The organism is Anabaena sp. CCY 9910, from assembly GCF_963920875.1.
Classification (GTDB): Bacteria; Cyanobacteriota; Cyanobacteriia; order Cyanobacteriales; family Nostocaceae; genus Trichormus; species Trichormus variabilis.
In genome coordinates, this window is sequence record NZ_CAWUDJ010000003.1 from 167,658 (window position 1) to 180,036 (window position 12,379).

Consider the following 12,379-nt stretch of genomic DNA (forward strand, 5'->3'; position numbering starts at 1 on the left):
TACAAAAGCATCTGTTACTATAAATTAAATATGTACTAATATGTTTTTTTACTTTAACAAATGCTGCAAAATTTACAGCCACTTACGCATAATTTAGTACTAATTGGTGGAGGTCATACTCATGCTATTGTACTCAGAATGTTTGGCATGAAACCTCTATCTGGAGTACGTTTAACTTTAATTACTCCGTCCGTTGAAACACCATACTCTGGAATGTTACCAGGACATATTAGCGGTGTTTACAACCATGATGAATGCCATATTAACTTGCAAAGATTAGCTAACTTTGCTCAAGCGCAATTGTATATTGATACAGCAGTTGACCTGGATTTGAAAAACTACAAGGTGATTTGTGCTAGTCATCAGGCAGTAGATTTCGACTTGCTGTCTATCGATATTGGCAGCACTCCAGCCACAGTGTCTGTATCCGGTGCAGCAGAATATGCAGTTCCGGCTAAACCAGTGTCGCAATTACTAGAACATTGGCATCAGACACTGGATAGCGTAGTTCAAAAACCGCAAATCAACAGGAGTATTGCGATCGCCGGCGGTGGTGCAGGTGGTGTAGAATTGGCACTATCAATGCAGGCGCATCTGCACCGCATCTTCAAACAAGCCCAACAACCCCTAAGTAATCTGGAAATTCATTTATTTCATCGCCAAGCCGAACTGATGTCCCATCATCACCCATCAGTGCAACGTCAAGTCAAACAAGTTCTCATGGCACGGGGTGTTAAGCTTCACTTGAAGGAAACAGTTTCTCATATTGCACCCTCTACCGACACCCAAGACGAAGAACTATTAGAAGTTCAATGTGAATCTGGCATCAAAGTAAACTGCCATCAAATTTTTTGGGTAACCCAAGCCTCAGCACCCCAATGGTTAAAAGCCACAGGATTAGCCACCGATGAGAGGGGCTTTATTTTAGTTGAGGACACATTACAATCGCCCACACACCCACAGGTATTTGCAGCTGGTGACATCGCCACAATGATTCATCATCCCCGGCCAAAAGCGGGGGTATTTGCCGTACGCCAAGGTAAACCCTTATTCGACAACCTCAGGCGGAAATTAAGGGGACAACCGCTCAAACCCTACAAACCACAGCAACAATATTTAAGTTTAATTGGTACAGGTGACAAACGAGCGATCGCTACCAAAGGTTGTATCACTTTACCACCCCATCAATTATGCTGGCAATGGAAGGACTGGCTTGACCGTCGCTTTATGCAGCAATTCCCATGAAAGAATTTCAGAACTTACGCACCAAGGTTATCTATTGAGACAGGGTTTAAAATGGCTGATATGAGAGCCAAAATTGAAAATCAAGTTCTATTTCTGCATCATGAAGACTTACCAGAGTTTAAAAAAGGTGGTTCTGTAGTTAGAAACTCCTATTTTTGGGCGCTACGTTCAATTGCTGGTAGAGCCTCCCGTTATCGGGACTGGGAATATGAGCCAGAAGTGTGGCTAGCACTGGCGCGAATGCTGTTGTCTTTCTCCGAGTCGGGATATTTGGGTTATCGAGAAACTATATTAGAGTTTCCTTTATCACAAGGGGAAATTCCTGATTTATTACGAGATGTCGCTACCTGGGAATAAGGAGAACAGTGTAAATATAGAGGTTTGCAGTTGAGTCTAATATAGACCCAACCCCCAACCTCTTCCTTACACAGCTTTAAAGCCTCTCGCCTTGTAGAAGATAAGTTTGGAGAGAGGTTAAATACTAGAACTTAAACCCAAGCGAAAAGTAAACCCAGGACTATAAATCCGATTCACTCGCTCATATTGTTCACCTAGTAAATTTTCTAAGTAAACTGTTAGTCCTAAAGTACGAGTTAAGGGGATGCGACCACTCAAATCTAAATTGACAAAGGATGAGACGAAATCTGTAGTTGTCTCACCTGGTCGGTTGAAAAAAGCTCTACGCGCGCCACTATTGTAGGTAACATACAAATTAGCCTGCCAACCTGAGTTTTGATAACCTACACCAGTTTGCAATACAGAATAGGGAATCATCCCCAACTGTAAACCTCTTTCTGAACCTGTCTTAATTTGGGCATCTGTATAAGTGTAGTTGAGAAAAGTTGACCAGTTATTAGCAACTTTCAATTGCAGTGCGGCTTCTAAACCATTGGTATCTACTAAGCCAATATTTGCCCATCTTCCAGCCACAATTCCTAAGCGATTATTCAGACTGCTGCCAAAATAGGTAAACTGTCCTGTTAAATTATCAGCAAGCTTGACATCTACCCCCGCAGTCCAAGAGGAACCTGTTTCCGGCTCTAAATCAGGGTTTGGTTCCCAACCATGAACTGTATCATAAACGTATAACTGATCTAAACCTGGGTTGCGCTGTCCGCCAGCCCAACTACCACGCATAGCAATTAATGGTGTAATGTCGTAACGTAACCCCACACTAGGGTTAAGATAATTGCCAAACTGACCATCAAAACTTTGTCTCAGTCCTAAATCTAACTGAAAACTATTACTCAGATTCCATGTATTCACAGCAAATAAAGCTGTATTTAATACATTTCTATTTTCAGATTCGTTAAAAGCCGTCCGATTCGGACTAGAGCTTAAAACATCACCACTTAAATCAGTATTTTTTAAATCTAGTCCCCAACGCAATTTATTATTTGGGGAAATTTTCCAATCATGATCAATCCTACCAGTGAATTGTTGTGTATCTAAAACACCAGTGCGATAAAATTCTCTACCTGCAAAAACTGTAGGGCCATAGGTGCTGAAATAATTTTGGTTATAACCAAATGTAGTGGTCAGGTTGGAGTTATCGCTATTCCCAAGGCGAGTTTTCCAAGATAAACCAATATTTAAACCATCATGGTCTAATCTATCTCTTTGTAGGGGAAATCCGAAATAAACTAAGCCTCTACGACTACTGAGTTTAGTAATATCTAAACTTAATGAGTTTCTTTGATCTAAATCTAAGCCAATATTGCCAAAGTAGGTGCTAGTAGAGGTATCTGCATTGGATAAAAACCCTTGGGAGTCACGATTGGCTGCACCTACAGGCGCGCGATAACGGTTATCAACAAAGTACCTCTCAAAGCTAAAATTATAATTTGCCGCACCAACTGAACCACTATAACTAAACTGTTGATTATTCAGATTGAGTGAGCCAAATTCTAAACTACTCGTCAATTTAGGTTGTGCAAAACCTTTTTTGGTGATGATATTCACCACTCCCCCAAAAGCAGAGGAACCATATAAAGCAGAGGTCACGCCGCTAGATAATTCGACACGCTCAATAGATTCTACAGGAATACTATTAAGGTCAGTTGCACCATGATATGTGTTGACATCATTGTTAATTGGTCTGCCATTAATGAGGAATACAGACTGATTAATTGAGGCTCCCCGGTAATAAGTACCTGTGTGTATATCTGCACCATGACTAACATCATTGATAGCAAAACCAGGCATTCTTTTTAATACATCAGCGACACTGGTAGCGCCTTGTTTTTGAATTTCTTCTTGGTCAATAACGTAAGTGGGAGTAGATACTGGCAGAGTTTCTGGTTCGGCGATCGCTTCTATGGTAATGTCTGCATCATCACTAGAAGTTTCCTCAATTTCCGGCTGTTCCTTAGTTTCACTGTCTGAATTTAATTCTCCTGGTGTCGATTGAGTTAATAATTCAGCATTGGTCGTGGGTAACTCAATTTCACTCAAATACGGAATATCAGAATTATCTACTGTTTGAGTAATTTCCGTATCACTACCCAAAGCCGGAAATGCTAAAAATAAACTAGGAAAAGCAACGGGCAGCCAAAAAAAGCTCTTTTTCACTTCGTCTCACACCAAGTAATAACAATTACTAAGTATTATTGTTACTTTTTTTGTAAAATTGTGTCAAAAGACACGCTGTCGTATTTCCCCTAGTTTATGATGCAAAGCTTTTCAGTTGTTAGTTGTTTTGCCACTGACTTTAGACTATTAGCTGAAAAGGAGCTTTCCTAATGCGCGAATTTTGAATTGGTCAGGACTTACGCACCCAAGTTGTCTGTTGAGACTGGGTATAAAGGGGTAAGGGTTTTAAAAATTTACACCCTTACACCCTTGATGTTTCGTTGTTATGCGTAAGTCTTATTAATATAAATAAGTACAGTACAATAAACCTGCACTTATATTCCTAGCCAGGAGAAGAAATTTTCCCACCAAGGAAGTGTGAGATTACTTACTGTCAATTTCATTTTTTGACGGATGTCTTTAATATTCCAGTTAGTTAGCCTAGCTAGAGTTTGGGCTTCTTGTTCAAAACGTCTGGGCAAAGAGCGCTTATATTCTCTACCAGCCTGACACTTTGCCTCTCCTGTGAATGGATGTTGCAATACATATCTTCCTTGAAAAGATTCACGGTTAGATGTTTCCTGAAACATCAAATCTTCGGGGAACTTGTCGCGGGTATAGCGGACGTGTAGGCGAGAGATAAAGACGTTACTCACAGGAAATCGGCGAAAGCTAGGAGAACCTGGACTAGAAGCATCTTTATCTAACCAAAACACACCAGCCTGTTTTAATTCATCTGGAGTTAAAGGATCGCCAGAACAGGGGTCACAACTACCCATGTCCCAGGCATATTCTAGGAAAGCGACTTTCTTACCTTCTTTGGTGTATGCCGTTTGGAAAGTGGACTTGTAAAAGTCGCCAAATTCTGATTTCACAAATAAGGGGATGTTGGCGTTAGAGGGGATTTTTACTGTCCGATAATTGGTGATTTCCGCCTGACCTTGAGGTGAGAGGACATAGACAATTAAATCTTGTTCTGTAGTAGCGTTAATCATGCCTAAACGAATAGGTAGCATGAACCTAGAGGACTTGTAAGCAATTTGCAGTGGGCGGAGAAATTGATAACCAGATTGTTCAAATCTATCTAAATTGACCTTGGCAACAAAGAACTTCATTGAGGAGCGAATATAAGGCTTAAGTAGCTGTTTTGCACCTCTAGGAATTTTGTAACCATTGCGGTTGAGCCAAGTTTCCAAGCCACCGGATTCTTTGGCACTTAAAACTACAATGTCGTATTCTCCAACATTAAAGCGTGCCTCCACTGTCACACCCAAACTACGATCGCTCCTTCTTCTTGCAGCCCCAGATTCATTGAGGGCGGCGCTAGGTGCAGGTAGTGCCTCTAGTGCAAAATCCTCGACAGCGCAAGGATTGGAGTCGAAATATTCCACCAAACGCGGCGCACTAAAAGCATCCAACCGCTCAATAATTTTGGGTTCAGCCACACGCACCTGCTCTTTTTTAATGACCGTCGGTACAGGTACAACCATCGCAAAATCTTTAACTTCGCCCTGGTAATCATTAGCCATAGTCAACACAGTGCGATCGCCATCCCGTGCCAACACCACCTGAGATGCTTTGTTATACAACTTGGTATCAGCCTTAGCCACATAAAATCCACAAAATGCCCAAGCCGCCGGTGCAAAGCACAGCACAGCAACTATTACCAACAACAATGGAACAAGTAATTTCAAACGCTTCATATTATTTTTGAATCTTGAATTGATAACTCCCTCATCCAAGAAAACCTTGGTGCAGACCACAGAAAATCTACCAAGATGGTCAAGGGTGCAAAGGCGAACAATACCCAAAAAACTGCGGTGGGAACAAAGAAATAGTTCCGCAAAATAAAAGTGAAAATGGCAATGCTGAATGCCCAAACTATCCGCCCAATTCGGGCATTAGGAATTGATCGGGGGTCTGTAATCATAAATAAGGCAAACAGCAGCAAAGACCCACTCATCAATCGATGCCAGTAAACATCCCAAGTCCAGCCCAACCAGAGATTACGCACGGCTTCTAGCAACGAGTAGCTTCCTAAAAAAGCGGCTGTTGTATCCCAGCGACCAATACGCTGTAAAATCATGCCACCAGCACCAGCGAATAACAGCCCATACCACCACTCTTCACCCCACTGACCGGGAGAAACCCAAGCATCAGGAGTTAAAGCTAAGGCAGAGATGATGCCAAAATTAGCTGGGTTGAAGAAATGTTTATTGTTGACTTGAAAGACAAATTTACTAGCGATCGCACTAGCTGCGGCTAAAGCCATTGTTGTCCAATGGTCAGCACGCAACAATAAGCTTAGTCCCAAAGAAGTAATCAAGGCGCTGCGGAGATTTAGCTCAGGGAATGGGGAATAGGAAGTAGGGCTGGGAGACATTTTCTCTCCCTTGCTCCCAGCCCCCAGCCCCCAGCCTTGTTTCACCAGCGACAATAGCCATTGTGTTAATAGACAGGTGGCGATCGCTACTGCTATTAATTCCGGTTGCAATGTCCAGTCCCTTGTACTAATCCCTAGTATGAGAAACAAGCTCAGAAAAATAATTTGATAATCTCGTATATCTTTGAGCAACATTAACCCTTTATTCAGGGATTTCCCCTAGATTTTCCCTTAATCTAAGCGAGTGCAACCCAAAATCACACTGCCGTTACAAATTTTGTTACAAGTCAAGGTTTGTTTGAGGAGTGATGAATAAGGAGCCATTATTTCTTAATTTTGAATTTTGTTGGCGTAGCCTACTCTTCTCCTTCGGAGACGCTAACGCGTAGCTTGCTTCCCCATAGGGGTACGAGAACGCTACGCGAACCCGCAGGGTATTTTGAATTTTGAATTGCAATAACTCACCCATTAGATAGAGAGCTAAAATGTAGAGTCGCTTCGTTAGTCAGAGGATATTTAATTTCAGGCTTTTTACAATTAGATCAGGTTAATCAGCAGTAAAATATTTGAGGCAGAAAGTCAAGGAAAGATGCGATTTAATACTTAAACAGTGAATTTATTACTCATTACTTTAAACCCAGTTTTTCGCTAAACTACCGGGAGTGTGAAACCATGCTATTTAAAGACCGGACAGTAGCAGGTCAAGTTTTGGCTAAAAAATTAGCAGATTATGCTAATCGCTCCAATGTGTTGGTGTTAGCCTTACCTAGAGGTGGTGTACCTGTTGGTTTTGAAGTGGCTAGGGCTTTAAATGCTCCCTTAGATGTGCTGGTAGTGCGTAAGCTGGGTGTACCGCACAATGAAGAATTAGCAATGGGGGCGTTAGCGAAGCTCCCCGGAACGGGGTTCGCTTCTGGTGGTGTACGGATACTGAATCAAAGTATTGTCAATGATATTCAAATCTCTGATGAAGTAATTGCGAGGGTTGCAGTCCAAGAGGAAAGAGAACTAGAAAGAAGGGAAAGTATGTATCGAGGCGATCGCCCTTTTCCCAATCTAAAAGGACAAACCGTGATTTTAGTAGATGATGGTTTAGCCACTGGTGCAACTATGTGGGCTGCTATAATTGCTGTCCGACAACAACAACCCAAAGAAATTGTGATTGCTGTGCCGGTTGCTGCACCTGAAACCTGTGATGAGATGCAAAGCAAGGTGGAAAAAATCGTCTGCGCCAATACACCTAGTCCATTTTATAGCGTAGGTATGTGGTATGAGAAGTTTCCACAAACTACGGATGATGAAGTTAGAGAGTTATTAAACAAAGCTAACAATAACCATGAGCCACTATTGTCTGGGAATTAGAAACGCTGTTTCTTGATAATCAACATGAATAATGAATTAAGGCAAACTGCATCCCAACTGCTAGCAGCAATGCTATCAAATCCCCACATTTACACCCAAATTAGTGAAGAGGGTGGCTATGGACAAATGGAACAGGAATTAATTATAACGGCTGTAGAGATGGCGGAAAGTTTAATTCAGCACATCGACAATGCTCATTCTCAAACTGAGTCTAAACTACAGCAAAGAAATTGACCACTATATTTTCCTTGAAAATACTGCTTGATTCCCTATCCTCTTGTGGATAGGGTTTTTAATATTAATGCGGACAAATTAATATTATAGTTTTACAAAATTCATAATGTTTTAGTGAAAGCTTCATTAAATAAGTGCAGAGATAAAATTCTTTGTAGGATGGCTAGAGCAATATAGCGCTTCTCGTTTGTATGCAATACACTTTGATCTTTCTCCTATAAGAAGAAAGGCTTTGAGTCCTACTCCCCTTCTCTACAAGGGAAGGGACTGGTGATTAAGTCTGTATTTAACTCAATTGCAAACCGCGATAGTGCCACCAATCATCTTGTCAATGCTGGTTTACGTACCTCCAGCCAAACTACATGAAAATTTTATATTTAAATTTGTCTATCTACTTAATCATCGACGCTGATCATAATCATTTTTGTCAAAAGTTAATACTGATAAATCAGTATTAATACGTTAAATAAATCTTTTTTTGAATTTTTCATTGAGACTTAAATAAAAGTCCCAACTATGAAAAATATTTTGTTAGAAGTAAACATACACACCAACAATCATTGTTTAACTCTCAAATTAACAAACCTGATTCTAGTAGAACATTAAACATATTTATTCTGCACATGAAAGCTAATTTACTCACTGCCTTAGTTACTACCGCCGCCACCATTGCAGGCTTGTGCTACAAAATTGATACTGCATCTGCATCTGGTTTTACATGGAATAATTCTTGGACTCAAACCACTGTTGAAAGTAAGTCTGTCACTGGTTTTAATGACACACCTTTTCAACAATTCGTACAAGCAGAAGGTATTGCGCTACCAAACAGTGGACAGTTTATATTAGACCCCACAAAGCTGAAGCTAAAATATGACCATGACGTTTCGGTTTACTTCATCAACGAAGGTGCAGGTTACAGAAACCAATTAGCTTTTGAGGCGACAGGAAGTACTAACAGTTCAGGATTAGTTTTTAATGACATTGCCTGTGAAGGTGCAGGGTGTGTTGGTGGTTGGGGTGGTAATACTTTACAATTGGGAGATGGAGTTAAGCTGGGCAATTTTACCGCAGGTACTCAACTCGATTTATGGTTACGTGCTGATGGTTTAAGCCGTGGTGACTCAGCAAATATCTTCGGAACTAAAACCTCATCTAACGCTGATGGACTACAACACGTAGTTGCTTATAGTTTTAACAATTATATTTTGTTGGGCTTTGAGGATTTGTATGGAGCTTTGGGTGCTTCCGGACAAGATGTAAATACTGGTAGGTGGAATGAAAATTCTGATCGCGATTTCAATGATGTGATCGTTGTTCTTGATATCGGTGAGAGAAATGTACAAGCGTTAGTGAGTGCTACCACCCCTGAGCCGTCTGTTACTTTGTCAATGCTACTTATCGGATCTGTCAGTGTATTAGGGTTACGCCGCCGCCACAAGCCCACTGCTCAATAAATTAATCTAGAGTCTGTTCTGCGTTCCTATCACATCACACTGCTGGAAACAGCAACTATCAGTGCAGTCATCCACCAAAGACACTAAAAATGGTAAATGCGTTTTCACCCGTATCATAAATATGGGTGAATTTATGTTTAAAATTACGTTATTAGAGTGTACTCTGCAAATTCAAAGTCAAAATATCTGTTTTTTATTGCAAATTGCGAATTGCTTTTATCTGCCACGATCGCGTTCTAAATCATCAATCACTTTCTGCATATACCACTCTTCCGACATCCCTGGTTGGTAATCTTTTTGCTGCTGAATTAATCTTTGAGCAATTTCCCAATACCCACCAACCAACCGCAGGAGTTTTTGACGCAGCACATTCGACTTTTGTTGTTTATATTCGGGAACAGATGTCTGAATTTGTTTGAGGCTATCTTGGGTTAGTTGGTAATTTTCCCAGTCTTGTTGTTCACAAAAGATACTGGCTGCACGTTGATAGTCTTCAACGGCGTTTTGCATTTCTTCGAGAAAAGTGTAAGCTATACCGCGATTGTAGTAAGCTTGGGCATCATGGGGGTTAATCTGCAACGCTTTGCCATAGTCTTGAATAGCACCTAGATAATTACCCATTGCACGATAGGTATTTCCTCTGGCAATATAACCTAATGTGTCCTCTGGCTGCATTTGAATGGCTTGATTAAAATCGGCGATCGCACCTCGATGATCACCTAATAGAGAACGTGCTTTACCTCGGTTACGGTAAACGACTGCATCTTGAAAGTTTAATTGTAATGCTTGGTTAAAATCGGCGATCGCTTCTCGATAATTTCCCATTTTGCACCGTACCACTCCCCGACAGCAATAGGCTTGAGCATCTTGAGGATCGGCTTGTAATATCCAGTTTAAATCGGCTATGGCTTCTCTGGTGTCTCCCTGTTCGGCTTTATCTAATAGCTGGGTAAAATATTCGTTCACAGATGTGATGGGTGCAATGGGAGACTTTGTTGGCTGTGTAGTGGATTGTGTCGGTGGCTGTAACTGTTTAATTTTCTCTAGACACAGACGACAATTTTCCTGGTCTTTCTGCTGTAGGTATAATTCCGCAGCTTGTTTAAAACTAGCGATCGCATCTTGAATGTATCCCTGTTTGCGCCGCACTGTCCCCCGTAAGTGATGAGCCGCAGCATAATTAATATTTAGCCGAATCGCCTGTTCTACATCTTCCAGCGCTCCTGGTAAATTTTTCAGCGCTAGCCGTGCTAATGATCGACAGTAATATGCTTCCACACCTTCAGGGTTTATCTTGATAACTTCAGTGTAATCTGACACAGCCAAAAGGATTGCTCCTGAGTCATAATATGCTAAACCCCTTTGTAAATAAGCTTCCGCAAAATAAGGAGTAAGTTTTAAAGCACGGCTAAATTCCTCAATGGCTCCAGCGTAGTCTCTTTGTTTAGCTTTTTCCAGTCCCTGGTTATAAAACTCGTTATTCATAGCATTTATCTATGTCTTACCTTGCCCATGACAGAACTATGAAAATCAGAACTATCAATACTGGTATATCACTTGATTAGCCAAAAGGAACAGCCAAGACCCATAATGTATTTTCAAAAATGGCTTGTTTGCAGTTCACTACAGCTAAGTATTCTTTTCATACACAAAGAAATTCGTCAATAGTTTTTATTCAGTTTGCAAATCAGATGTCTATAGTAAAAATAATTCTTAACTAATTCTCAGCTTTAACTCATTTTTTTGCTGACAAGAAGCTATATATTATCCTTAAATTGTCAATTTAAGGAAATTTAACCTATGAGATATAAATATTTAATCATTATTGGGTTAACTAGTATTTTAAGTGTTGGTTGTACAAATCAGACTTTTACTGAAACACCAACAGCAACAACTGTAGCTACTGCTGACGTGAAGCCAGGTAATTTCCAAGCTGGAGAACATCCAACTCAAGGGCAAGTTTCCGTAGTGAAAGAAGCAGGGAAGAACTACCTGGAGTTTGATCAAAATTTCAAAACCGATCAAGGCCCAGACTTATATGTAATTCTGTATCGTTTTGAAAAACCACCAATATCCGGAATTAAAGAAAAAGATTATGTGAGTATTGCTCGTTTACAAAAAACAACTGGCAATCAACGTTATGCTTTACCAAATAATGTTAATTTGCAACAATTTAAATCTATAGCTATATGGTGTCGAAAATTTAATGCTACTTTCGGTTATGCCATTTTATAAATTTGCGGAAGTACTATGAATCAAACAAGAAGTTAAAGAAGATTCAGTACTCAGAAATCATCACTCAAAAAATATATGGAAATAGCCGATTTTTTAGGTCTGATACATCCAGCGATCGCCGTCATTTTTGTATTTCCTTTAATTGGCATTGTCAGTAACTTTGCCTGGCAAACACGCCAACGTCGTTTGCAGACATTAGCAGGAGGTAAAAGCAAGATTCCGCCTGTAGTGGGAACAGAACATAGGCGCATAGGCGAATGGTTAAGTAGTGCAGTTGTAGGTATATCTTTAGTTGGCTTAGGGTATGCGATTGGTAAAAATATTATTAAAAATCAACTATGGAATAAAAATTTAACTCAAGTTATTTTTATTCTTATCATGTTTGTTTTAACTATAGCTTCTTTAGTCTTTCTCTATCAGGCAAAACAAAAGCTCTGGCGTGGTATATTTGCCACTTTAACTGGTGTTGGCTTAGTAGTTATTGGTTGTCAAGATGGAGTATTTCGCCGAACAAATGAATGGTATTGGTCGCATTACTATATAGGTGTAGCTGCATCACTGCTAATGATTTTTTCTGTAGCTATTGTGCAGGATATTTATCAAGATAAAACCCATCGCTGGCGAATTATTCACACTATTCTCAATACCATTGCTTTATTATTATTTATTGGACAAGGTTTTACAGGTACACGAGATTTATTAGAAATTCCTTTAAGTTGGCAAGAACCATACGTTTACCAGTGCAATTTTGCTCAGAAAACTTGCCCAAATCCCCCATCCCCAGAATCAAAATAAAGTCGGCGATCGCACAGGGTTTAATTCTATATCAGAATCTCGAATTACCCTGGTTACGCTGGTGGGATAATCAGGGTAATTTACTCATGACAGGGTGGGA

The 12,379-nt window shown here is 40.3% G+C and carries 11 protein-coding genes; 7 read left to right on the forward strand and 4 right to left on the reverse strand.

Annotated features, from left to right (window positions below):
- Nucleotides 1–60 precede the first annotated feature (60 nt).
- Together ACM5QX_RS04445 and ACM5QX_RS04450 are read left to right on the forward strand one after the other, a co-directional pair.
- Entirely contained in the window at nucleotides 61–1,245 is a 1,185-nt protein-coding gene (locus ACM5QX_RS04445; RefSeq protein ID WP_414752541.1) for an FAD-dependent oxidoreductase, read from the forward strand.
- Nucleotides 1,246–1,305: 60 nt separating this feature from the next.
- On the forward strand, nucleotides 1,306–1,602 hold the full coding sequence (locus ACM5QX_RS04450) for a hypothetical protein (RefSeq protein ID WP_010997459.1): 297 nt from the start codon (nucleotides 1,306–1,308) through the stop codon (nucleotides 1,600–1,602).
- 117 nt (nucleotides 1,603–1,719) lie between these two features.
- Here the strand turns inward: ACM5QX_RS04450 and ACM5QX_RS04455 are convergent, their stop codons facing one another.
- The 3 genes from ACM5QX_RS04455 to ACM5QX_RS04465 form a co-directional block, all read right to left on the reverse strand.
- Nucleotides 1,720–3,816, reverse strand: a complete 2,097-nt coding sequence (locus ACM5QX_RS04455) for a TonB-dependent receptor plug domain-containing protein (RefSeq protein ID WP_414752542.1) — start codon at nucleotides 3,814–3,816, stop codon at nucleotides 1,720–1,722.
- A 335-nt stretch (nucleotides 3,817–4,151) separates the two neighbouring features.
- Nucleotides 4,152–5,519: a DUF2330 domain-containing protein gene (locus tag ACM5QX_RS04460; protein WP_414752543.1), complete on the reverse strand. Its 1,368-nt coding sequence runs from the start codon at nucleotides 5,517–5,519 to the stop codon at nucleotides 4,152–4,154.
- Nucleotides 5,516–6,394 (reverse strand): RnfABCDGE type electron transport complex subunit D, encoded by an 879-nt coding sequence (locus ACM5QX_RS04465; RefSeq protein ID WP_414752544.1) that lies wholly within the window; start codon nucleotides 6,392–6,394, stop codon nucleotides 5,516–5,518. The genes ACM5QX_RS04460 and ACM5QX_RS04465 overlap by 4 nt, the downstream gene beginning before the upstream one ends.
- Nucleotides 6,395–6,871: 477 nt before the next feature.
- On the opposite strand from ACM5QX_RS04465, the gene ACM5QX_RS04470 reads away from it, so the two are divergent.
- The 3 genes from ACM5QX_RS04470 to ACM5QX_RS04480 all read left to right on the forward strand — a co-directional run bounded on the left by ACM5QX_RS04470 (nucleotide 6,872) and on the right by ACM5QX_RS04480 (nucleotide 9,249).
- The gene (locus tag ACM5QX_RS04470; RefSeq protein ID WP_414752545.1) at nucleotides 6,872–7,561 is read left to right on the forward strand and encodes a phosphoribosyltransferase; all 690 of its coding nucleotides are present in this window, start codon (nucleotides 6,872–6,874) and stop codon (nucleotides 7,559–7,561) included.
- A gap of 24 nt (nucleotides 7,562–7,585) precedes the next feature.
- Nucleotides 7,586–7,795, forward strand: coding sequence for a hypothetical protein (locus ACM5QX_RS04475; protein WP_414752546.1), 210 nt, complete (start codon nucleotides 7,586–7,588; stop codon nucleotides 7,793–7,795).
- Nucleotides 7,796–8,418: 623 nt separating this feature from the next.
- Nucleotides 8,419–9,249: a DUF4114 domain-containing protein gene (locus ACM5QX_RS04480; RefSeq protein ID WP_414752547.1), complete on the forward strand. Its 831-nt coding sequence runs from the start codon at nucleotides 8,419–8,421 to the stop codon at nucleotides 9,247–9,249.
- 216 nt (nucleotides 9,250–9,465) lie between these two features.
- Here the strand turns inward: ACM5QX_RS04480 and ACM5QX_RS04485 are convergent, their stop codons facing one another.
- Complete coding sequence (locus ACM5QX_RS04485) at nucleotides 9,466–10,734, reverse strand: tetratricopeptide repeat protein (protein WP_414752548.1); 1,269 nt, start codon at nucleotides 10,732–10,734, stop codon at nucleotides 9,466–9,468.
- 315 nt (nucleotides 10,735–11,049) lie between these two features.
- Between ACM5QX_RS04485 and ACM5QX_RS04490 the strand changes: the two genes are divergently transcribed.
- Both ACM5QX_RS04490 and ACM5QX_RS04495 read left to right on the forward strand, forming a co-directional pair.
- The gene (locus ACM5QX_RS04490) at nucleotides 11,050–11,484 is read left to right on the forward strand and encodes a DM13 domain-containing protein (protein WP_414752549.1); all 435 of its coding nucleotides are present in this window, start codon (nucleotides 11,050–11,052) and stop codon (nucleotides 11,482–11,484) included.
- Between the two features lie 75 nt (nucleotides 11,485–11,559).
- Complete coding sequence (locus ACM5QX_RS04495) at nucleotides 11,560–12,279, forward strand: DUF4079 domain-containing protein (RefSeq protein WP_414752550.1); 720 nt, start codon at nucleotides 11,560–11,562, stop codon at nucleotides 12,277–12,279.
- Nucleotides 12,280–12,379: the final 100 nt, after the last annotated feature.